Genomic DNA, 21,721 nt, shown 5'->3' on the forward strand with positions numbered 1-21,721 from the left:
CCGTGACCCGAGACCACCGGGCGCCGGCCGGGCGCCGAGCGCCCGGCTGCGTCACCCCGCTTTTTCATCGACTGCGAGCGTTCCATGGTCGATCCGTCCACAGCCGGCGCGCCGAATGGCGTACCGGCCCTCGAAGCCCGCGGCATAGGTAAACACTTCGCCGGCACCATCGCGCTAAAGGATGCCGATTTCAGCTGTCGCCGCGGCGAAGTGCATGTGCTGCTCGGTGCCAACGGCGCCGGCAAGAGCACCTTGGTGAAAATTTTGTGCGGTGTGCAACCGCCCGACGAAGGCACGATTCATCTGGCCGGCGAGCCGGTGCGCCTGGACAATCCGATCCGGGCCGCCAAGCTCGGCGTGGCCGCGGTGTTTCAAGAGTTGTCGCTCTGCCCTCACCTGACCGTGGCCGAGAACATCATGCTGGCGCATGAGCCGACCGGCGCGCTTGGCCAGATTCGCGGGCGCGCCCTGCGCCGCCGGGTGACCGAGCTATTCGAGCAGATCGGCATCGACCATATCAAACCCGACATTCTGGTCACCCGCCTCACCCTTGCCGATCAGCAGTTGGTCGAGATCGCCAAGGCGCTGTCGCACGAGCCAAGAACGCTGATCGTCGACGAAGGCACCTCGGCGCTCGGCCCCGAGGAAGTTCGGCGCCTGTTCGATCTGCTGGCGCGGCTGCGCGATCGCGGCACGGCGATCATTTTCATTTCCCATCGCATGGCCGAGGTGCGCGAGATCGCCAACCGGCTGACCGTGTTCCGCAACGGCACCGACGTCGGCACGGTCGACGCCGCGGACATGGACGAGGCCCATCTGGTCGAACTCATGCTCGGCGAGCGCATCGAGCAGTCCTTTCCCAAACGCGCGCCGATGCCTGCCGGCGCCGAGCCGCTGCTGCAGGTCGCGCATCTTGGCGCCGGCAACCTGCTGCACGACATCAGCTTCGATCTGTATGCCGGCGAAGTCGTGGGCGTTGCCGGGCTCGAGGGCCAAGGCCAGGGCGATCTGCTGCTGGCCTTGTTCGGCATGGTGCGGCGCCTCGGCGGCGAGGTGCGCGTACACGGCAAGCGGGTCCGTCTCGGCACGCCCTGGAAGGCGATCCGGGCCGGCTTCGCCATGATTCCCGAGGACCGCAAGACCCAGGGCCTGCTACAGCCGCAGTCGCTGCGCGAAAACATCGTGCTGGCCAGCCTCGCCACCCTGACCCGCGGCGGCCTGATCGATCGATCGCGCGAACGCGCTACCGCCACTCAGGGCATGGAGCGCATGCAAATCAAGGCCGCGAGCATGGAAATGCCGGTGCAGTCGCTATCCGGCGGCAATCAGCAGAAGGTCGTGCTCGCGAAGTGGCTGCAGTGCGGCGGCGACATCTTTCTGTTCTACGACCCGACCCGCGGCGTGGACGTCGGCACCAAGCGGGTCTTCTACGAGTTGATCGGCGAACTGGCCCGGGCCGGCAAAGCGGTGCTGCTCTACAGCACCGAGTTGTCGGAGCTGGTCGGGCTGTGCCATCGCGTGCTGGTGATGAACGATCGTCGCATCGTGGAAACGCTGGAAGACGACCCGATCACCGAGAACAACATCCTCGCCGCCTCGCTCGGCGTGCGCGAACGCACAAAGACGAGCGCCGCGTCGCCGCCCGTATCCCAAACCGCCGGAGCCGCCTCGTGATCGTCGAACGCTATTACAGCTCGCTGACCGCCGTTATCGGCCTGATCTTACTGGTGGTGCTGTTCGTTTACATCCAGCCGATGATCCTGTCGCCGTTCGGCGTGACCCTATCGGCCAACCAGGGCACCGCGCTGGCGCTGGCGGCACTCGCCCAGCTGATCGTGGTGCTGACCGGCGGGGTGGATTTGTCGGTCGGCGCGATCGTCGGGCTCACCAATGCGATTGCCGCGACCTATATGGGCACGCATCCGGGCATCGCGGCCGCGGTGCTGATCGGCACGCTGGCCGCCGGCACGCTGGCCGGATTCGTCAACGGTCTGGTGGTGGCCTACGGCCGTATCCAGCCGATCATCGTTACCCTGGCCACACTGTATATCTTCACTGGCATCGGTCTGGTGATCCGGCCGCAGCCCGGCGGGCTCGTGCCCGGCGGCTTCGCCGATGCGCTGACCCGGTCCTGGGGCTATCTTCCGCATGCGCTGGTCTTCTTGCTCGCGGTCGTGGGCCTAGCCTGGGTGCCGTTGATGCGCTCGCGGCTCGGCCGGGCGATTCAGGCGATCGGCGACAACCGCAACGGCGCGCACGTCTCCGGCATTTCGGTCGCGCGCACCGAACTCTGGGCCTATACCGCGGGCGGTTTCTTCGCCGCCTGCGCCGGTATATTTCTAACCGCCCAAACCACCTCCGGCGACGCCACGATCGGCGCCAGCTATACGCTCAATTCGGTCGCCGCCGTGGTGTTCGGCGGCGCCGTGCTCGGCGGCGGGCGCGGGGTCGCGCTGGGCCCGATCTGCGGTGCCTATTTCCTATCGCTGCTGATCAGCGTGCTGTTCGCCGGCGGCGTGTCGCCGTTCTATCAAAACCTGCTGCTAGGCGCGATTCTGGTGATCGTGCTGGCCGTGGCCAATAGCTGGCGGCTGCGCACGCGGCACTGGCTCCGAGTGATGTCGAACTAATGAATACCGCAACACCCGCCCGCCAACGCACCGCCCTGCCCGCCTGGCTGTTTCAGGGGGTGACGGTTTCCTACATTCTGCTGGTCGTGCTGTTCGCGATCGCGGCGGCGATCAACCCGCACTACGCATCGTGGGACAACATCCGCAACCTGCTGCAGATCGGCGCCTTCATCGGCGTGATCGCGGTCGGTCAGACGCTGGTCATCATCACCGGCCAGATCGATCTGTCGGTGCCGTGGAACCTGACCTTCTCGGCGATCCTGATGGCCACGCTGTGCAGCCACGGCTACAGCACGGCCACCGCGGTCGCGGCCGCGCTGGCCTCGGGCACGCTGGTCGGCATGTTCAACTCGATCGGCACCGCGATATTCCGTATCCATTCGCTGGTCTGGACGCTCGGCGTGAACGCGCTGATGCAGGGCGCGACCCTGGTCTATACCCACGCGCAGCCGCCCCGGGTGGACGTGCCGCCGATCGTGCGCGCGCTGGGTTCGGGCTCGTTGTACGGCATTCCCGTGCCGCTGCTGGTCTGGATCGCCGCCGGCGCGGTGGCTTTGGTAATCCTGCATAAGACGAGCTTCGGCCGCTATCTGTATGCAATCGGCAACAACGAATCGGCGCTGTTCCTGTCCGGCGTGGACAGCCGCAAGGTCTATCTGGGCGCGTTCGCCACTTCCGGCTTCTGCGCCGCCCTGGCCGGGATCATGCTCACCGGGTATTCGTCGCAAACCTATCTCGGCATGGGCAGCGATTATCTGCTGGTCCCGATCGCCGCGGTGATCATCGGCGGCACCAATATCATGGGCGGCTCCGGCGGTTATCTCGGCTCGATCTCCGGCGCGCTGATCGTGGTTCTGCTGCAATCGGTGCTGTCGATCGTGCAGATCCAGGAAGCCGGCAAGGACATCGTATTCGGAACGATCATCATCCTGTTACTGCTGCTGTACGGGCGACAGAAGCTGGCCGCCCGTTGAGGCCGTCCATGAAAGGATATCCTGATGAGCGAAACGATCGAATACATCGATCCGCGTTTTTATGAACTGACCCAGCCGAATGCACGGCTCGAACGGCTGCACACCGGCTCGCTCTGGTGCGAGGGGCCGGTCTATATCGCCGATGCGGATATCGTGCTGTGGAGCGATATCCCCAACGACCGCATCCTGCGCTGGACACCCACCGGCGATGTCGGCGTGTTCCGCCAGCCGAGCCGGCACGCCAACGGCCATACCCGCGACCGACAAGGCCGGCTGATCAGCTGCGAGCACGGCGCCCGGCAGGTCACGCGCACCGAAACCGACGGCCGCGTCACGGTCCTGGCCGACCGCTACGACGGCGGCCGGCTGAATTCGCCCAACGACGTCATCGTGGCCTCGGACGACAGTATCTGGTTCACCGATCCGCCCTACGGCATCCTGAGCGATTACGAGGGCCATAAGGCCGAGTCCGAACAAGCGGGCTGCTTCGTATTTCGCCTCGACCCCGCCACCGGCGACCTGCGGGTCGTCGCCGAGGATTTCGTGCGCCCGAACGGGCTCGCGTTCTCACCCGACGAACGGGTGCTGTATGTCTCGGACACCGCGCGCTCGCACGATCCCGAGGGTCATCATCATATCCGCGCCTTCGACGTACGCGATGGCCGGCTGGAAAATCCGCGCGTGTTCGCCGTAATCGAGCCCGGCGTGTCGGACGGATTCCGTATCGATACCGATGGCAATATCTGGACCAGCGCCGGCGACGGCGTGCACTGCTACGACCCGGCCGGCACGCTGCTCGGCAGGATCCATATCCCCGAGCCGGTCTCGAACCTGACCTTCGGCGGGCCGCGCCGCAACCGGCTGTTCATCACCGCGAGCAGCTCGCTCTATGCGATCTACGTCGCCCAAACCGGCGCCCAGTGGCCGTAAGAGCGTGTTCATGATCGCCACGGCGCCGCGTTGCGGCCCGAAATCACGCGGACGCAGAGGTAAGCGTGACGACCACTTGGCGCGAATGCGGCGCGCTGCGATGTTCGTATAAATAGATGCCCTGCCAGGTGCCGAGATTGAGCGCGCCGCCGGTAATCGGCACCGTCACGTCCATCCCGGTGAGGATGGAACGGATATGGCCGGGCATGTCGTCCGGGCCTTCCATGGTGTGGACATACATCGGATCGCCGTCGGGCACCGCGCGCGCCATCCAGGTTTCGATATCCTGACGCACGGTGGGATCGGCGTTTTCGCAGATCATCAAGGACGCCGAGGTGTGTTTGACGAACACATGCGCCAGCCCCGTCTCGACCCCCGCCTCGCTCACGACAGCGTCCACGTCGCGGGTGATATCCTGCGTCGAGCGGCCCGGCGTGTCATAGGTCAGCGTTTTCTGCATGGCGTTGGCGAATCAAAAATTCTGTTCCACAGACTAACGCGCCGGGCCGGCCCTGTCTGCCGTCTTCTATCACGAGGCCGTTCTTTTTTTAACCGCAGATTTACGCAGATTAAAGAAATAAGGATGCCGCAGCGGCGGTAACCGAGCAGCAAGCCAATCAAACAGCTGTCTTATCTGCGTGAATCTGCGTGCATCTGCGGTTAATAGTCTTCAGAGAACGCAGCCCGCCGACTAGGCCATCGCATCGAGCTTTTCCACCAGCACCTGATCGACTTCCTTGGGATTCGCCTTACCTGTATCACGAGGCCGTTCTTTTGTAACCGCAGATACACGTAGATGGGCGCAGATTGAAGAAAAAATATGATACCGAAGCGACGGAAAACGCGCTGCAAGCCAACCAAGCAACTTTTCTTATCTGCGTGAATCTGCGTGTATCTGCGGTTAACAGTCTTCAGATAACGCAGCCCGCGGCCAACTAGGCCATCGCGTTGAGCTTTTCCACCAGCATCTGGTTGACTTCCTTGGGGTTCGCCTTGCCCTTGGAGGCCTTCATCACCTGCCCGACCAGGAAACCGACGACCTTGGTCTTGCCGTCGAGATACTGCCGGACCTGTTCCGGATTGTCGGCGATGGCTTCGTCCACGAACGACTCGATCGCGCCGGTATCGGTGATTTGCTTCAAGCCCCGGGCTTCGATGATCGCGTCGGCGGACTCGCCCTCGCCGGCCACCAGCGCGTCGAATACCTGTTTGGCGATCTTGCCGGAGATGGTGTTGTCGTTGACCCGCTTGATCAGGCCGCCAAGCTGTTCGGGGCTGACCGGCGCTTGGCCGATCGCGCGGCCGTCGCGATTGAGCACGCCGGCCAGCTCGGTGCCGATCCAGTTCGAGGCCGGCTTGCCGAGCCCGGCCTTGTCGGCACCGGCGGCCGCGACCGTGGCCTCGAAATAATCGGCCCAGGCTCTGGAGGCCGTGAGCGCGGCCGCATCGGCGGTCGAGACGCCGTATTCGGCCTCGAAACGCTCGGCCTTGGCGCCCGGCAGTTCGGGCAAATCGGCGCGCGCCGACTCGATGAAGGCCGCATCGATCGCCACCGGCAGCAGATCCGGGTCCGGGAAGTAGCGATAATCGTGCGCTTCTTCCTTGCTGCGCATCGAGCGGGTCTCGCCGGAATCCGGGTCGAACAGCCGGGTTTCCTGCACGATTTCGCCGCCGGCCTCGAGCACGTCGATCTGACGCTCGATCTCGAACTCGATGGCTTTTTCCAGAAAACGAAAGGAATTGACGTTCTTGGTCTCGGTGCGCGTGCCGAACGCGCTCGATCCGGCCGGGCGCACGGAAACGTTGGCATCGATACGGAACGAGCCTTCCGCCATGTTGCCGTCGCAGATGCCCAGATACGTCACCAGCGAATGCAGTTTGCGGGCGTACGCCGCGGCTTGGCCGGCGGTGGCGATCTCGGGCTCGGACACACACTCGATCAGCGGCGTGCCGGCGCGATTCAGATCGATCCCGGTGGCCCGATCGAAGGCGTCGTGCAGCGACTTGCCGGCATCTTCCTCCAAATGCGCGCGGGTGATGCCGATGCGCTTGGTGTCACCCGCGCCCACCGTGATATCCAGATGGCCGCCGGCCACGATCGGCAGCTCGTACTGGCTGATCTGGTAGCCCTTGGGCAGATCCGGATAGAAATAATGCTTGCGCGCGAACACGGATCTAGGCGCGATATCCGCATCGATCGCCAAACCGAACAGCGTGGCCATGCGGATGACTTCGCCGTTGATCACCGGCAGCACGCCCGGCATGGCGACGTCCACCTCGTTGGCCTGGGTGTTCGGCGCCGCGCCGTAGGCGGTCGGCGCGCTCGAAAAGATCTTGCTTCGGGTCGCGAGCTGGATATGCACTTCCAGCCCGATAACGGCTTCCCAGTTCATCACCTGCCCCTATTCGAAACCCGGCGGGCGGCGGGTATGCCAGCTCGTGGCCTGTTGATAGGCATGGCCGGCGTTCAGCAACCGCCCCTCTTCAAACCACGGCGCGATCAACTGCAGGCCCACCGGCAGGCCGTCGACGAAACCGGCCGGCACCGACATGCCGGGCACGCCGGCTAGACTCGCCGGCAGCGTATAGACGTCGTTGAGGTACATGGCCACCGGATCGTCGGCCTTCTCGCCGATCGGAAAAGCCGGCGCCTGGGTGACCGGCGCGGCGATCAAGTCGACCTGGTCGAAGGCCGCGTGGAAATCGCCCGCGATCAGCCGTCGCGTCTTCTGCGCTTTCAAATAATAAGCATCGTAGTAGCCGGCCGAAAGCACATACGCGCCGATCATGATGCGGCGCTGCACTTCCGGGCCGAAGCCTTCGGCTCTGGAGCGGTTGTACAGGTCGTCCAGATCGACCGGGTCGGCGCAGCGATAGCCGTAGCGTACGCCGTCGAAGCGCGCGAGATTGGACGACGCCTCGGCGGGCGCGATGACGTAATAGGTCGAAACCGCCAGATCGGTATGCGGCATGTCGATCTCGACGACGTTCGCACCCAGCGCTTTCATCTCGTCGATCGCGGCCATGACGGCCTCGCGGCTACCGGCCTCCAGGCCTTCCGCGAAATACTCGCGCGGCAAGCCGATGGTCAAGCCCGTGATATCGCCGGTGAGCTGGCCCGCGTAATCCGGTACGTCGGCCTCCACACTGGTCGAATCGCGCCCGTCGAAGCCGGCCATGGCGGCGAGCACGTGCGCGCAATCTTCCGCCGAACGAGCGAAGCAGCCGCCCTGATCCAGACTCGAAGCGAAAGCGATCATGCCATAGCGCGAAACGCGGCCGTAGGTCGGCTTGATGCCGGTCACGCCGCTCAGCGCCGCCGGCTGACGAATGGACCCGCCGGTGTCGGTGCCGGTGGCCGCCGGCGCCAGGCCCGCCGCGACCGCGGCCGCCGAGCCGCCGGACGAACCACCCGGGACGTAATCGGTGTTCCAGGGGTTTTTCACCGCGCCGTAGAAACTGTTCTCGTTGGACGAGCCCATGGCGAACTCGTCCATATTCGCCTTGGCCAGCGTCACCGCGCCGGCCGTAGTCAGCCGCTCGACCACGGTCGCGTCGTAAGGTGCGACGAAGTTGTCGAGCATGCGCGAGCCGCAACTGGTCTTCACGCCCTGGGTGCAGAAGATGTCCTTGTGGATGATCGGCAACCCGGCCAGCGCGCCGGCCAGCGCGCCGTCGATCTCGGCCGCGCGCGCACGCGCGGCTTCCGGGGTGCGGGTGATCAGCGCGTTGAGCGTATCCCCATGCCTGTCGATACGCGCCAGATAGGCGTCCACGACGGCCTCGGCGCTCAGTTCGCCGGCGGCGCGCGCCGCGATCAGATCGGCGATGGAACGTTCGTGGATCATTCGATCACCTTGGGCACGCGGTACAGCCCTTCGGCGGTATCCGGCGCGATTGCCTGGAACGCCTCGCGATCGACCGTGGCGCGGGCGACGTCTTCGCGCAGGCGGGCGGTCAAATCCAGCGGATGGAACATCGGCGCGACATGATCGGTATCGGCGCGCCCGAGATGGTCGACCACGTCCAGAATGCTGGACAACTGGGTCGCATACTCGGCGACGGCGCCGTCGTTTAGCCCCAGTCGGGCCAGGCGGGCGACCTTGCGCACGTCATCGGTGGTCAGACTCACGGCGGTGATCTCGTTTTCGGGTTCGGCTCGCGGGCAGCACGCCCGCGCGGCGACAAAACGTAGCATAAAAGAGGCCGCAATCGCGCATGCGGCGTCTCGGCTCGCGAACCGATGGGCGCTGGCGCGATCTCGCACGAAACTTCAACACGCTCTCGGACATACGACCGATCGAGCGTTGCCGTGCACGTCCCCCGTTGCTAGCATTGCGCACCTTTAGGGGACCTTTCGCTCATCTGAACAACAGAATAAGAGCGAAAGACATTCGCGTCGACGCCCGTCGGCGACCGGTGCGCGCAACGCGCGTCATATTTTTTGTGCTCGGTGAGCTCCATGCTGGAAAATTTTCGCGGCCTGTTCGTCAACGATCTGTCGATCGATCTCGGCACGGCCAACACGCTGGTTTATGCGCGCGACCAGGGGATCGTGCTCGACGAACCCTCGGTGGTGGCGGTGCGCACCGACGCCAAGGGCGGCAAGCGGATCGAGGCGGTGGGCGCCGATGCCAAGCGCATGTTGGGCCGCACGCCGGCGCACATCAGCACCATCCGTCCGCTCAAGGACGGCGTGATCGCGGATTTCACGGTCACCGAGAAAATGCTTCAGCACTTTATCCGCAAGGTGCATAAAAAGCGTTTCCTGCGGCCGATGACGCGGGTGCTGGTCTGCGTGCCCTACGGCTCGACCCAAGTCGAACGACGCGCGATTCGCGAGTCGGCCTCGAACGCCGGCGCGCGGCGCGTTTATCTGGTCGACGAACCGGTGGCCGCGGCCATCGGCGCGGGCATCCCGATCGGCGAGGCCCGCGGCTCGATGGTGCTCGATATCGGCGGCGGCACCTCGGAAGTGGCCGTGATCTCGCTCAACGGCATCGTGTATGCCGAATCCGTGCGCACCGGCGGCGACAAGCTCGACGAAGCGATCGTCAACTATGTGCGCCGGCAGTACAACATGCTGATCGGCGAAACCACCGCCGAATCCATCAAGCACCGGATCGGCACCGCCTTCCCCGGCCACGAGATCAAGGAGATCGAGGTGGTCGGCCGGCATATGTCGGCCGGCGTGCCGCGCAGCTTCACCCTAAATTCGAACGAAGTCCTGGACGCGCTCGCCGAACCGCTGTCCAACATCGTTTCGGCGGTCAAGCTGGCGCTGGAATCCACCCCGCCCGAGCTCGGCTCGGACGTCGCCGAGCGCGGTATCGTGCTGACCGGCGGCGGCGCCCTGCTGGCCGATCTGGACAAGCTGCTGTCCGAGGAGACCGGGCTGCCGGTGATCGTGGCCGACGACCCGTTGACTTGCGTGGCCCGCGGCGGCGGCATTCTGCTGGAGATGATCGATCGCAAGTCGGGCGCGCTGTTCGCACTCGACTAGCCCACGCTGGGGGCCCGCACACCGTGCCTACTCATAGGTCGACAAAACAGCCGCAAAACCGACCGGCCGCTGCGGGGCGGCGCTAGTGGCAGATTTTTCCGACGACGACACACCGCGTTTTCTCGGCCGCCGAATCGCGCCCGGCCTAAAGATCGTGGCGATCACAATCGTCTCGATCGTGCTGATGATGGTCGACAATGCGCACGACAGCCTGTCGACGGTGCGCGGCGTACTGGCGGTGGCGCTCGAGCCGGTGCAAATGGCCGCTGAGATACCCGGCGATGCCGCCGATTATCTCAAGAACTATTTCGATCGCGACGACCTGGTCCACGAAAACGAGCAGCTTTCGCAAAAACTGCTGCTGCTCCAGAGCCGGCTGCAGAAGCTGGCCGCGCTCAAGGCCGAGAACGAGCGTATTCGCGCGCTTCTGGCCTCGGCCAGCGCGATCGACCGGAACGTGCTGATCGCGCGCATTCTGTCGGTCAGCCCGGACCCGTACCGGCAATACGTCAAACTCAACAAGGGCAGCGTGGACGGCGTGTTCGTCGGCCAGACGCTGATCGACGCGCACGGCATCATGGGCCAGGTCACCGATGTCACGCCGCTGACCTCCAGGGCGATCCTGATCAGCGACCCGAACACCGGCATCCCGGTCCAGGTCAACCGCACCGGCTTGCAGACCATCGCCCAGGGCACCGGACATACCGGCGCGCTTACATTGCCGTTTCTGCCCAATAACGCCGATATCGAGGTCGGCGATCTGTTGATCTCCTCGGGGCTGGGCGGCCGCTATCCGCCGAACTATCCGGTGGCCCGCGTGACCCGCGTGGTTCATCGTCCCGGCGAGGAGTTCCTGGATGTGACAGCCGAGCCCACGGCCAATCTCAACCACGGCCGCGAGGTGCTGCTGGTCTGGAACAACCACGGCGACGGCGCCCAACCCGCTTCGGATCATCCCGGTCAATCGGGCAAGCCGGCCGCGCCCGACGATGGCAGCGCCAATGACGCCAAGGCCCCATGATCGTCAATCAGCATGTCGGCGGCCTGCTGATCGCCGCCAGCCTGGCCGTGGCCCTGATCATCACGCTGCTGCCGATGCCGACCCCGGTCTCCGCGGCCCAGCCGGCGTTCTATACCATGACCGTCTTGTTCTGGACCGCAAATCAGCCGCAGCGTTTCGGGCCGATCGCGGCCTGGTGCGCGGGTTTGGCGATCGACGTGCTCTACGGCACGCCGTTTTCCGAACATGGTCTAGCGATGGCGGTGGCGGCTTATATGGTGGTCAAGGGGCGCGAACTGCTGTGGAGCTTTCCGCTGATCCAACAGAGCCTGCTGATGCTGCCGGTTTTCGCGATCTACGAATTCGTGCTGTTCTGGATCGACGGCGTCGCCGGCCTGGACGTGAATCCTTGGGGACGCTGGCTTCCGGTATTCACGTCGGCCGTGCTTTGGCCGATCTGGGCTTTTTTTCTGGAACGGATCGCCGAATTAGAGGTCGGATAGTCGATAAGGGGTTACGACAGGATCGACACGGGCGCGCCCTGGTACGCGTCGCGGCGGTCTCGTGCCATGCATCAGGGTGACGACGAGCGGGGATATGGCCGCGGACGACGCAATCAAGAATCACGCGGCGGAGCGGCGCCTGTTCATCATCCGCACGATCGCCGCCGGCCTGCTGCTTGTAATCCTGATCGGCCTGCTGATCGCGCGCGTGGTGTATCTGCAGGTCTACAAGCACAGCTACTACGAAACCCGTTCGCAGGACAACCGTATGCGAATGGAGGTCGTGCCGCCGGTGCGGGGCCTGATCTTCGACCGTCACGGCAATCTGCTGGCCAACAACGAGCCGGCCTACCGGCTGGAGATCGTGCCGGAGCAGGTCACCGACAGCGTCGAGTCCACGATCGCGCGGCTTTCCCGGATCGTGAACATTACCGACGCCGATAAGCGGCGCTTCTATACGCGGGAAAAACAGACACCCGCGTTTCGCGGCACGCCGATACGGCTGAGCCTGACCCAAGCCGAGGTCGCCCGTTTTGAAGTCAATCGCGAGCGCTTTCCCGGTGTGGATATTCGCGCCGGACTCAGGCGTAGCTACCCGCTTGGTAAATACGCCGCGCATCTCGTGGGTTACGTCGGCGGCATCACCGCGGCCGATCTGGCCAAGGTGGACGACAAGCGCTATCGCGGCTCATCCCATATCGGCAAGGTCGGCGTCGAGCTGTCCTACGAATCGAAACTGCACGGCTATCCGGGCGCGCGGGTGGTCGAAATCAACGCCGCCGGGCGTACGCTGCACCAGTTGGAGATGCATCCGGCGACCGCCGGCGACAGTCTGGTGCTCACGCTCGACTCGGCGTTGCAGAAAATCGCCTACAACGCGCTCGGCGATCAGGACGGCGCGGTGGTCGCGCTCGACCCCGGGACCGGGGGCGTCCTGGCGATGGTCAGCAAGCCGGGCTACAACCCGGATCTGTTCGTCGACGGCATCAGCCAGGCGAACTACACGCGCCTGCTCAACAACCCGCACAATCCGCTGTACAACCGTGCGCTCCAGGGCCAGTACCCGCCCGGGTCGACGGTCAAGCCGTTCATGGCGATCGGCGCGCTGGAAACCGGCGTGATCGACCCGGACAAGAAAGTGTGGTGCCCCGGCTATATCACCCTACCGGGATCGAGCCATCGCTACCGCGACTGGAAACGCTCCGGCCAGGGCTGGATCGACCTGACCCAGGCGATCGAGCGCAGTTCGGATGTCTATTTCTACAAGCTGGGGATGAAGCTCGGCATCGACAACATCCACCGCTACGGCTCGATGTTCGGCTTCGGCCAGGAAACCGGTATCGATCTACCGCGCGAGAATGCGGGCATCATGCCCTCGCGCGCATGGAAGCACGGCAATCGGCACCTGCCGTGGTATCCCGGCGAGACCCTGATCACGGTGATCGGCCAGGGGTTCATGACCGCCACGCCGTTACAGTTGGCTCAGGCGGTTAGCGAAATCGCCGAACGCGGCCATGCCTACAAGCCGCACGTGCTCAAGGCCTGGAAGGATCCGCGGACCGGGGTCGTGACCGAATATCAGCCGCGGGCGCTGCCGCCGATCTCACTGCACGACAAACGCCACTGGCAAATCGTGATCAACGCCATGCAAGGCGTGGTCAACAATATTCACGGCACGGCTCATTACTACGTGGGCATGAACCTGGAATACCCGATCGCCGGCAAGTCGGGCAGCGCACAGGTCGCGGGGCTGCCCCAGAACGAGGTCGCCCCGGATCTGGAGAGCATTCCGTACCGGCTGCGCGAGCACGCGTTGTTCATCGCCTTCGCGCCGATCGACAATCCCAAGATCGCCGTGGCCGTCGTCGTCGAGCATGGTGGCGGCGGTTCGAGCGTGGCCGGGCCGATCGCGCGCCGCGTGATCGACAGCTATCTCAACAGCCTGACCGGCGGCAAGACGCTGCAGGCCAGCCAGACCCATGACCAGGCCGGCACCGATACATGAGCACGACCACCGCCCACAATCGGCCGACCACGCTGTCGCAATGGCTCGCGCACTGGCATATCGACCTACAGCTACTCGTGGCCCTGCTCTGCTGCATCCTGCTCGGCCTGTTCGTGCTCTACAGCGCCTCGGGACGTTCGACCGAAATCGTGATCGATCAGGCGGTGCGCGCGGGTATCGGCCTGGTCGCCATGATCTCGCTGGCCCAGATCCCGCCGCACTGGTACCGCGTGACCGCGCCCTGGGTCTATATCGTTGGCGTGCTGTTGTTGGTGGCTACTCTCGTGCTCGGCGACGCCGCGATGGGCGCGAGGCGCTGGCTGGATCTGGGCGTGGTGCGTTTCCAGCCCTCGGAAATCTCCAAGCTGGTGGTGCCGCTCACGATCGCGGCGTTTTTCCACCATCGCAACCTGCCGCCGCGGCTGACCGACGTTATCGCGGCCGGCGCGATCGTGGCCGTGCCAGTGGCGCTGGTCGTACAACAGCCCGATCTGGGCACCGCCGTGCTGATCGTCGCCGGCGGCGGTTGCGCCTTGTTCTTCGCCGGGCTGCGCTGGCGCATCATCCTGCTCTTGATCGTGCTCGCCGCCGCGGCTGCGCCGTTGTTCTGGTTCAACCTGCACGATTATCAGCAACAGCGCGTGCTCACGTTTCTCAACCCGGCGCGCGACCCGCTCGGCGCGGGCTATCACATTACACAGTCGAAAATCGCCATCGGCTCGGGCGGCGTGTTCGGCAAGGGCTGGCTCAACGGCAGCCAAGCGCATCTGAACTTCCTGCCGGAATCCGACACCGATTTCGTGTTCGCCGTCTACGCCGAGGAAAACGGCTTGCTCGGCGTGCTCGGTTTGATGGCGATCTACGGTTTCATCGTCGCGCGCGGGCTGTTCATCGCGGTCAAGAGCCAGGACACTTTCCAGCGCCTGACCGCATCCAGCCTGTCGCTGACCTTTTTCTTCTACGCGTTCGTAAACATGGGCATGGTCGCCGGGCTGCTGCCGGTAGTCGGCGTGCCGCTGCCGCTGATTTCCTTCGGCGGCACGTCGATGGTCATGCTGCTGACCTCCTTCGGCGTTCTGATGTCGATCCACACCCACCGGAAGTTGCTCGCGACATGAAAACACTGGCGTTGAACGTAGCACTCGGGCTCGCCCTGTTCACGGCGGCCGGCGCCGCCCTCGCCGAGGACGCTCCACACGGCGACTACGCCGATTCCGCCGCCGGCAAAAAACTCATCGACCGGCTGTATCGCGACCAGGATATTCCCAAGGCGACCACTCGACGGCTGCTCAACGAGGCGGAGTACAAGCCCGAAATCGTGGCCAAAATGCGCAAACCGGCGGAAAAAACCCTCACCTGGGCCGAGTACCGGCCGATCTTCGTCCAACGCGAACGCGCACGCCAGGGCGCCGATTATATCGACGCCCACCGCGAACTGTTCGAAAAAGCCCAGGCCAAATACGGTGTGCCGGCTTACATGATCGCCGCGATTCTCGGCGTCGAGACGCGCTACGGCCGTTATATCGGCGACGATCGAGTGCTCGACGCGCTGGCCACGCTGGCCTTCGACTACCCTGAGCGGTCGACCTATTTCACCAAGGAACTGGGCGAATTCATCACCCTCTGCGTAGGCGAAGAACTGGATTGCACCCACGACGTCGGTTCGTATGCCGGCGCGATGGGACTGGGCCAGTTCATGCCGTCGAGCTATGCCTACTACGCGGTCGACGGCAACGGCAACGGCCAACGCGATTTATGGCACGAGCCCGCCGACATCATCGATTCGATCGCCAATTATCTGGCCAAAAACGGCTGGCAACGCGGTCAGCCGATCGCACAGCCGGCCGAACTGGCCGATCCCGAGGCCATCGACGATATCCATATCGACACCCGCAAACCCCGCTATAGCTGGGGCGAACTCAAGGCCAAAGGCGTGCGAGTCGCGGACTCACCAACCACCGACACGCGCGTCGGCCTGCTCGAGTTCACCGGGCCGCACGGGCCCGAGTACTGGATCGCCGAGCATAATTTCTTCGTGATCATGACCTACAACACCAGCCCCTTGTATGCCATGGCGGTGTATCAGCTGGGCCGCGAGATCAAGGCCTTCACCCATCCGGCGGTGGGCTCGTGAGCGCGTTGCGTGGGTGGACGAGCCCGGCTCTGGCCAGCGCTCTGGCCAGCGCGCTCACCGGCGCCCTGCTCGTACTCTCCGGCTGCGCGAGCAGCCCCGGGCCCAAGTCCCGTGGCGGCGGTTACTACCAGAACGACGGGCCGCCGAAAAATATCGATATCGATCTGTCCAAGATCCCCGACGCGGTGCCCAAGGACATGCCGCTGTCCGAGTACGGCAACCCGAGCAGCTACACCGCGCTCGGCAAGCGCTACTACGTATTGAAGAGCGCCGCCGGCTTCACGCAAACCGGTCTGGCCAGTTGGTACGGACGACAGTTCGACGGCGAGCGGACCTCCTCCGGCGAGCCTTACGACATGTTCGCCATGACCGCGGCCCACAAGAGCCTGCCGATCCCGACCTGGGTCCGGGTCACCAATCTGGAAAACCACAAACAGGTCGTGGTCAAGATCAACGACCGCGGCCCTTTTCATGAAGGCCGGATCATCGACCTTTCCTATGTCGCCGCGCGCCGGCTCGGCATCGTCGACGAAGGCAGCGCTCCGGTGCGCATCCGCACGGTCACGCCCGAAACCCTCGATCAGCCGTACGTGGAAAACAATGCACCGGAGCACGCCGATCCGCCGGTTCCGCTGCGCCGGGCACAGAATCCGCCGTCCGACCCCGACGAAACCATCGCGCCGGTCGCGTCGCTGCAGATCGGGGCTTTTTCAACGGCCGGCCACGCCAGCCGCGCCAAGGCCCACGCGAACGCCGCGGGCGTCGGCCCGGTGGCGGTGATACCGCCGTCGCCCGATATGAGCCTATATCGTGTCCGCGTGGGACCGTTTAGTTCGTCGGCCGCCCAACAGCGGGCCAAACAGCAGCTCGCCGCTGCCGGATTTCCCGTGCGCGAAGTCAAACGTTAGCTGCAGCGCGCACAAAACGCTAAACTTCGCCATCTTCCACCACCCTACATGTTCGCCAAGAGTTCGAGCCCGATGCCTCACGCCCAACGCCTGTTCTTGTTCGTCGCGGCCCTGCTGGTCAGCGTTGCCGCCACCGCGGCCGATCTGCCGATTCCGAGCGCGCCGTCGCTGGGCGCCAAAAGCTATATCCTGGTGGATTACAATTCGGGACAGGTGCTGGCGGCCAAGAACCCCGACCAGCGAATCGAGCCGGCCAGCATAACCAAGCTGATGACCTGCTATATCATTTTCGACGAGATCAAGAAGGGTAATCTCAAGCCCTCGGATATGGTCACGGTCAGCAAAAAAGCATGGGAGATGCACGGCTCTCAAATGTTTCTCAAGGTCGGCGACAAGGTCTCGGTCGACAAGTTGCTGCACGGCCTGATCACCGCGTCAGGCAACGATGCGGCGGTCGCCCTGGCCGAATATGTGGCCGGAACGGCCTCGACCTTCGCCGACTACATGAACGCCTATGCCAAGCATCTGGGCATGAAGAACAGCCACTTCATGGACGTCAACGGCCTGCCGCATCCCGATCATTACATGAGCGCACGCGACATCGCGACGTTGTACGGCGCGATCGTGCGCCACTTCCCTAAGCTCTACGACAAGTACTTCCACCAGAAGAAGTTCGCCTATAACGGCATCCAGCAGTACAACCGCAACACGCTGCTCTGGTCCGATCCGCGCGTGGACGGCGGCAAGACCGGCCACACCGAATCGGCCGGCTATAATCTGGCAGTGTCGGCCAAGGACCACGGCATGCGCGTGATCTCGGTGGTTACCGGCACCGATTCGGAAAACGCGCGCAAAAATCAGTGCGAAGCTCTGATCAGCTACGGTTTTCGCTTCTTCAACGACGGCAAGCTGTTCGCCGCGGGTCAGGAAATTTCGCGGATCCGGGTCTGGAAAGGCGCGGAAAACGAGTTGCCGGTGGTCGCCCACGGCGCGGTCTATATCGCCTATCCGCGCGGCCAGCGTGATTCGCTGACGACCAGCGCCAAGTTGCCGAGCCAACTGACCGCCCCGGTCAAAAAGGGTGAACGTCTGGGCACGCTGTCGATCAAGTACAATGACAAGACGCTCAAGGAAGAGCCGCTGTACGCCGGCAAGACGATCGCCGAGGGTGGTTACGTCACGCAGTTCGTCGACGACATCCTCATGATGTTCCAATAGCCGCGCTGGTCGGGCCGCCACGCCGGCGGGCGGCCCGACGCCGACCCCGGTCCGCGACCCCGTAGCTTCATGACTGAATCCAACGACGAAACCCTGCTCGAGTTCCCCTGCGAGTTCGCGATCAAGGCGTTCGGCCGGCACGGGAGCGCCTTCGAACAGACCGTCTACACCCTGGTCAAGGCGCATGTGCCGGAGCTGAGCATGAACGATCTGAGCTGCCGCGAATCTAGCGGCGGGCGCTATATCGCGGTCACCGCGTCCATCACCGCGCAAAGCCGCGCGCAGCTCGACGCGATCTACAAGGATTTGACCGACAACGAACAGGTCCTGATGTCGCTGTGAGCACAGGGCCCGTCGTCATCCGCCGTTTCGGCTGGCAGCCTCTGCCCTATCGTCCCGTCTGGCAAGCCATGCAGCGCTTCACCGCCGAGCGCGGGCCCGAGGACGCGGACGCGCTGTGGCTACTCAACCACGAGCCGGTGTTCACCCAGGGCCGCAACGGTCGCGCCGAGCACGTGCTGGCGCCCGGCGACATCGAGGTCGTACCGATCGACCGCGGCGGCCAGGTGACCTATCACGGGCCGGGCCAGCTTATGGCCTACGTCATGCTCGATCTGAAACGCCTGGGCATCGGTATTCGCAGCCTCGTCACCGGCCTGGAAAACGCCATGATCGCGACCCTGGCCGGCTACGATATCGACGCCTACGGCCGCCGCGACGCGCCGGGCGTCTATGTCGGCGACGCCAAGATCGGCTCGATCGGGCTGCGTGTGTCGCGCTCGAACAGCTACCACGGTCTCGCGCTGAACGTCGACATGGATCTGGAGCCGTTCCGCCGGATCGATCCCTGCGGTTATCAGGGGCTTGCGATGACCCAGATCGCCGCGCTCGGCGGGCCGGGCGATCTGGATCGCGTGGCCGACGATCTGGGCGGCCATCTGTGCGCCGTTCTCGGGCTCACGCCCGAGGATTCGCCGGCCCGAACGGCCGATCTGATAGGCTGGCGCGCATTCCAGCCCGAATCCCGTTCATGACCGACCCGACCGCGACCACCGGCGCTACCGACAACCTCGTTGAGGTGCGCGATCTGCATTTCACGCTCGGTTCGCGCATGATCTACAACGGCGTCGATATCGACATCGCGCGCGGCCGCATCACGGCGATCATGGGGCCCTCGGGCACCGGCAAAACCACCCTGCTGCGTCTGATCAGCGGCCAGTGGCGGGCCGGCTCCGGCCGGCTCCTGTTCGACGGCCGGTCGGTCGCCGGCATGTCGCAGAGCACGCTGTTCGCTCAGCGCAAGCGCATGGGCATGCTGTTTCAGTCGGGGGCTTTGCTGACCGATTTGTCGGTCTTCGACAACGTCGCTTTTCCGCTGCGCGAGCACACCAGGCTGCCCGAACGCCTGATCCGCGACATCGTGCTGATGAAGCTCGAGGCCGTGGGCCTGCGCGGCGCGCGCGATCTGGCGCCGGCGCAGCTCTCCGGCGGCATGTCGCGGCGCGTGGCGCTGGCCCGGGCGATCGCGCTCGATCCCGAGATGATCATGTACGACGAACCTTTCGCCGGGCAGGACCCGATCTCGATGGGCGTCCTACTGCGCCTGATCCGGCGGCTCAACGACGTGCTCGGGCTGACTTCGATCGTGGTCAGCCACGACGTCAAGGAAACGCTGGGCATCGCGGACTACGTCTACGTCATCTCGGACGGCGAAGTCGTGGACCACGGCGACCCCGATCATATCCGGCATTCCGAGTCGGGCTGGGTACAACAGTTCGTGACCGCGGCGGCCGACGGCCCGGTCCCGTTTCATTACAACGACACCTCCTACGCCGACGACCTGCTCGACGGGCCCCGCGCATGAGCCGGTCCGCGGACATCTTCAACGCGTTGTTCGGCTGGCTGGCCGATTTGGGCCGCAGCGCGATCTTTCTCGGCCGTACCCTCGTCGCCATTCCATCGCTGCTGGCCAAGCCGCGGCTGGTGGTCGAGCAGCTCTACTCGGTCGGCGTATTGTCGTTGCTGATCGTGGTGGTGGCCGGCATCTTCGTGGGCATGGTTCTCGCCCTGTCCGGCTATCGCGCGCTGGCCGACTTCGGCGCCGAGAACGCGCTCGGCACCTCGGTCGCGCTGGTGGTGGTGCGCGAACTCGGCCCGGTGGTCACCGGTCTGCTGTTCGCCGGTCGTGCGGGCAGCGCCCTGGCCGCCGAGATCGGCCTGATGAAGGCGACCGATCAGCTCGCCGGAATGGAAATGATGGCGGTCGATCCGGTGCGCCGTATCGTCGCGCCGCGCTTTATCGCCGGTGTGATCGCGATGCCGCTGCTGACCTGCATCTTCTGCGTGATGGCGATCGGGGCCGGCGGCGGCTATTTTGTCGGCGTGGACCTGCTCGGGGTGGACGCCGGGGCTTACTGGAACGGCATTCAATCGAACGTCGAATTCAATCGCGATATTCTCAACGTATTCGTAAAAAGCGGCGTTTTCGGCGCCATCATCACCTGGGTCGCGGTCTTTCAGGGTTATCATGCCCCGCCGACATCCGAAGGCGTATCGCGGGCCACCACCCATACCGTGGTCATCGCCTCGCTGGCGGTTCTGGCCGCCAATCTCATGCTGACCGCCGTCATGTTTAGCGGTAGCTAATCAAGGAACGACGCTATGCCATCGAGAGCCGTCGAACTGCTGGTCGGTTTATTCGTCTGTCTCGGAATCGCCGCGATCTTCATTTTGACGATGCGGGTGAGCAACCTGGCCAATACCGGGAGCGCGGAGGGATACACCGTCACCGCCGCCTTCAACGATATCGGCGGGCTGAAAGTAGGCGCGCCGGTGGATCTGGCCGGCGTGCGCATCGGCCGGGTGACCGACATCAAGCTCAATCAGACCACCTACCGAGCGGTCGCGACCATACACATCCAGGATCAATACAAGATTCCGAGGGATTCCGGCGCCTCGATTCTCACCTCCGGCCTGCTGGGCGACCAATACGTCGGCATCGGGCCCGGCGGCTCGACCGAGAACATGCAGGACGGCGACCAGTTCATCATCACCCAATCCGCCATCGTGCTCGAAAACCTGATCGGGCAGTTCATGACCAGCATGTCCGCCGACAGCGGCGGCGGCGGTTCGGGTTCCGGTGGCTAAGCCCGCACCGCATCCTGTCGCGCCGCGCCTTGCCATCGATTGCCATCGATCGGTTGCCCTGGGGCGGTTCTTCAGGACAGATTCAGGGCAATGACACAAACTTCGACAGATTCGACGACCTATCAGCTTAGGGGCTTCCGCTATGCGTTGGACTCGCGTTCTCATCCCCTTCATCACGGTGGCGCTGATGGCGCCGGCTCTGGCCAGCGCCGACCCGACGCCGCCGGAGCAGCTCGCCAGACAAACCGTGCAGAAGGTGCTCAACGACCTGGACGGGCGGCGCGCGGAACTGCGCAACAACCCGCAGGAACTCTACGCCCTGATCGAACGTGACTTGATACCGCTGATCGACCTGCCTTATATGTCGCAGTTGGTACTCGGCCGCTATTGGCGCCAGGCTTCGCCGGAACAGCGCCAGCGTTTTCAGGCCGCGTTCAAGAACATGCTGGTCCGCACCTACGGCAGCGCCCTGCTCGGCTTCAACAATGACATCAATATCGAATACAAGCCGGTACGCGCGCCCGACGACGCCAAGCGCGTCACCTTCAACGCGGTGATCCACTCGCCCAACGGCCAGGACACGCCGGTGAGCCTGCAACTGCACAAGGTGCAGGATCAGTGGAAGGTCTACGACGGCAGCGTCGGCAATCTGTCGTTCGTGACCAACTACCGGGGCCAGTTCAATTCCGCGATCCGGCGCCAAGGGCTGGAGGATTTCATCGAAGAGATGGAAAAACGCTATAACAGCGGCAATTCCTAGCTCAAGCCG

The 21,721-nt window shown here is 64.3% G+C and carries 22 protein-coding genes; 18 read left to right on the forward strand and 4 right to left on the reverse strand.

Going from position 1 to position 21,721, the window contains the following annotated elements:
- Window positions 1-84 precede the first annotated feature (84 nt).
- From VFJ08_RS07785 to VFJ08_RS07800, 4 genes are read left to right on the forward strand one after another with little or no spacing between them, the layout of a single operon-like run.
- Window positions 85-1,674, forward strand: coding sequence for a sugar ABC transporter ATP-binding protein (locus VFJ08_RS07785; RefSeq protein WP_324996628.1), 1,590 nt, complete (start codon window positions 85-87; stop codon window positions 1,672-1,674).
- The gene (locus VFJ08_RS07790) at window positions 1,671-2,630 is read left to right on the forward strand and encodes an ABC transporter permease (RefSeq protein ID WP_324996629.1); all 960 of its coding nucleotides are present in this window, start codon (window positions 1,671-1,673) and stop codon (window positions 2,628-2,630) included. Before VFJ08_RS07785 ends, VFJ08_RS07790 begins: the two co-directional genes overlap by 4 nt.
- Complete coding sequence (locus VFJ08_RS07795) at window positions 2,630-3,604, forward strand: ABC transporter permease (protein WP_324996630.1); 975 nt, start codon at window positions 2,630-2,632, stop codon at window positions 3,602-3,604. The genes VFJ08_RS07790 and VFJ08_RS07795 overlap by 1 nt, the downstream gene beginning before the upstream one ends.
- A 24-nt stretch (window positions 3,605-3,628) precedes the next feature.
- On the forward strand, window positions 3,629-4,534 hold the full coding sequence (locus tag VFJ08_RS07800; RefSeq protein WP_324996631.1) for an SMP-30/gluconolactonase/LRE family protein: 906 nt from the start codon (window positions 3,629-3,631) through the stop codon (window positions 4,532-4,534).
- 43 nt (window positions 4,535-4,577) lie between these two features.
- On the opposite strand, the gene VFJ08_RS07805 is transcribed toward VFJ08_RS07800, so the two are convergent.
- From VFJ08_RS07805 to gatC, 4 genes are all read right to left on the reverse strand, one after another.
- Window positions 4,578-4,994, reverse strand: coding sequence for a secondary thiamine-phosphate synthase enzyme YjbQ (locus VFJ08_RS07805; RefSeq protein WP_324996632.1), 417 nt, complete (start codon window positions 4,992-4,994; stop codon window positions 4,578-4,580).
- 475 nt (window positions 4,995-5,469) lie between these two features.
- Window positions 5,470-6,927 (reverse strand): Asp-tRNA(Asn)/Glu-tRNA(Gln) amidotransferase subunit GatB, encoded by a 1,458-nt coding sequence (gene gatB, locus VFJ08_RS07810; RefSeq protein ID WP_324996633.1) that lies wholly within the window; start codon window positions 6,925-6,927, stop codon window positions 5,470-5,472.
- A 9-nt stretch (window positions 6,928-6,936) separates the two neighbouring features.
- Window positions 6,937-8,382, reverse strand: a complete 1,446-nt coding sequence (gene gatA, locus VFJ08_RS07815) for an Asp-tRNA(Asn)/Glu-tRNA(Gln) amidotransferase subunit GatA (RefSeq protein ID WP_324996634.1) — start codon at window positions 8,380-8,382, stop codon at window positions 6,937-6,939.
- Window positions 8,379-8,666 carry an Asp-tRNA(Asn)/Glu-tRNA(Gln) amidotransferase subunit GatC gene (gatC, locus tag VFJ08_RS07820; RefSeq protein WP_324996635.1) on the reverse strand — a complete coding sequence of 96 codons (288 nt, stop codon included), beginning with the start codon at window positions 8,664-8,666 and terminating at the stop codon, window positions 8,379-8,381. The genes gatA and gatC overlap by 4 nt, the downstream gene beginning before the upstream one ends.
- Window positions 8,667-8,996: 330 nt before the next feature.
- Between gatC and VFJ08_RS07825 the strand changes: the two genes are divergently transcribed.
- The 14 genes from VFJ08_RS07825 to VFJ08_RS07890 all read left to right on the forward strand — a co-directional run bounded on the left by VFJ08_RS07825 (window position 8,997) and on the right by VFJ08_RS07890 (window position 21,712).
- On the forward strand, window positions 8,997-10,037 hold the full coding sequence (locus tag VFJ08_RS07825; protein WP_324996636.1) for a rod shape-determining protein: 1,041 nt from the start codon (window positions 8,997-8,999) through the stop codon (window positions 10,035-10,037).
- Window positions 10,038-10,122: 85 nt separating this feature from the next.
- Window positions 10,123-11,058: a rod shape-determining protein MreC gene (mreC, locus tag VFJ08_RS07830; RefSeq protein WP_324996637.1), complete on the forward strand. Its 936-nt coding sequence runs from the start codon at window positions 10,123-10,125 to the stop codon at window positions 11,056-11,058.
- Window positions 11,055-11,540, forward strand: a complete 486-nt coding sequence (mreD, locus tag VFJ08_RS07835) for a rod shape-determining protein MreD (protein WP_324996638.1) — start codon at window positions 11,055-11,057, stop codon at window positions 11,538-11,540. Before mreC ends, mreD begins: the two co-directional genes overlap by 4 nt.
- A 94-nt stretch (window positions 11,541-11,634) precedes the next feature.
- A complete protein-coding gene (mrdA, locus tag VFJ08_RS07840; RefSeq protein ID WP_324996639.1) occupies window positions 11,635-13,545 on the forward strand; it encodes a penicillin-binding protein 2 in 1,911 nt (636 codons plus the stop codon).
- Complete coding sequence (gene rodA / locus VFJ08_RS07845) at window positions 13,542-14,663, forward strand: rod shape-determining protein RodA (protein WP_324996640.1); 1,122 nt, start codon at window positions 13,542-13,544, stop codon at window positions 14,661-14,663. Before mrdA ends, rodA begins: the two co-directional genes overlap by 4 nt.
- Window positions 14,660-15,679 (forward strand): lytic murein transglycosylase B, encoded by a 1,020-nt coding sequence (mltB, locus tag VFJ08_RS07850; protein ID WP_324996641.1) that lies wholly within the window; start codon window positions 14,660-14,662, stop codon window positions 15,677-15,679. The genes rodA and mltB overlap by 4 nt, the downstream gene beginning before the upstream one ends.
- Entirely contained in the window at window positions 15,676-16,587 is a 912-nt protein-coding gene (locus VFJ08_RS07855) for a septal ring lytic transglycosylase RlpA family protein (RefSeq protein ID WP_324996642.1), read from the forward strand. The genes mltB and VFJ08_RS07855 overlap by 4 nt, the downstream gene beginning before the upstream one ends.
- A 72-nt stretch (window positions 16,588-16,659) precedes the next feature.
- Window positions 16,660-17,805 (forward strand): D-alanyl-D-alanine carboxypeptidase family protein, encoded by a 1,146-nt coding sequence (locus VFJ08_RS07860; RefSeq protein ID WP_324996643.1) that lies wholly within the window; start codon window positions 16,660-16,662, stop codon window positions 17,803-17,805.
- Between the two features lie 69 nt (window positions 17,806-17,874).
- Window positions 17,875-18,147: a DUF493 domain-containing protein gene (locus VFJ08_RS07865; RefSeq protein WP_324996644.1), complete on the forward strand. Its 273-nt coding sequence runs from the start codon at window positions 17,875-17,877 to the stop codon at window positions 18,145-18,147.
- Window positions 18,144-18,839 carry a lipoyl(octanoyl) transferase LipB gene (gene lipB, locus VFJ08_RS07870; RefSeq protein ID WP_324996645.1) on the forward strand — a complete coding sequence of 232 codons (696 nt, stop codon included), beginning with the start codon at window positions 18,144-18,146 and terminating at the stop codon, window positions 18,837-18,839. The genes VFJ08_RS07865 and lipB overlap by 4 nt, the downstream gene beginning before the upstream one ends.
- Window positions 18,836-19,669 carry an ABC transporter ATP-binding protein gene (locus VFJ08_RS07875; protein ID WP_324996646.1) on the forward strand — a complete coding sequence of 278 codons (834 nt, stop codon included), beginning with the start codon at window positions 18,836-18,838 and terminating at the stop codon, window positions 19,667-19,669. The genes lipB and VFJ08_RS07875 overlap by 4 nt, the downstream gene beginning before the upstream one ends.
- Window positions 19,666-20,451 carry a lipid asymmetry maintenance ABC transporter permease subunit MlaE gene (mlaE, locus tag VFJ08_RS07880; RefSeq protein WP_324996647.1) on the forward strand — a complete coding sequence of 262 codons (786 nt, stop codon included), beginning with the start codon at window positions 19,666-19,668 and terminating at the stop codon, window positions 20,449-20,451. Before VFJ08_RS07875 ends, mlaE begins: the two co-directional genes overlap by 4 nt.
- 15 nt (window positions 20,452-20,466) lie before the next feature.
- Window positions 20,467-20,952 carry an outer membrane lipid asymmetry maintenance protein MlaD gene (mlaD, locus tag VFJ08_RS07885; protein WP_324996648.1) on the forward strand — a complete coding sequence of 162 codons (486 nt, stop codon included), beginning with the start codon at window positions 20,467-20,469 and terminating at the stop codon, window positions 20,950-20,952.
- Window positions 20,953-21,094: 142 nt separating this feature from the next.
- A complete protein-coding gene (locus VFJ08_RS07890; protein ID WP_324996649.1) occupies window positions 21,095-21,712 on the forward strand; it encodes an ABC transporter substrate-binding protein in 618 nt (205 codons plus the stop codon).
- Window positions 21,713-21,721 lie beyond the last annotated feature (9 nt).

Origin of the sequence: Salinisphaera sp. (assembly GCF_035690525.1) — a bacterium.
Classification (GTDB): domain Bacteria; phylum Pseudomonadota; class Gammaproteobacteria; order Nevskiales; family Salinisphaeraceae; genus Salinisphaera.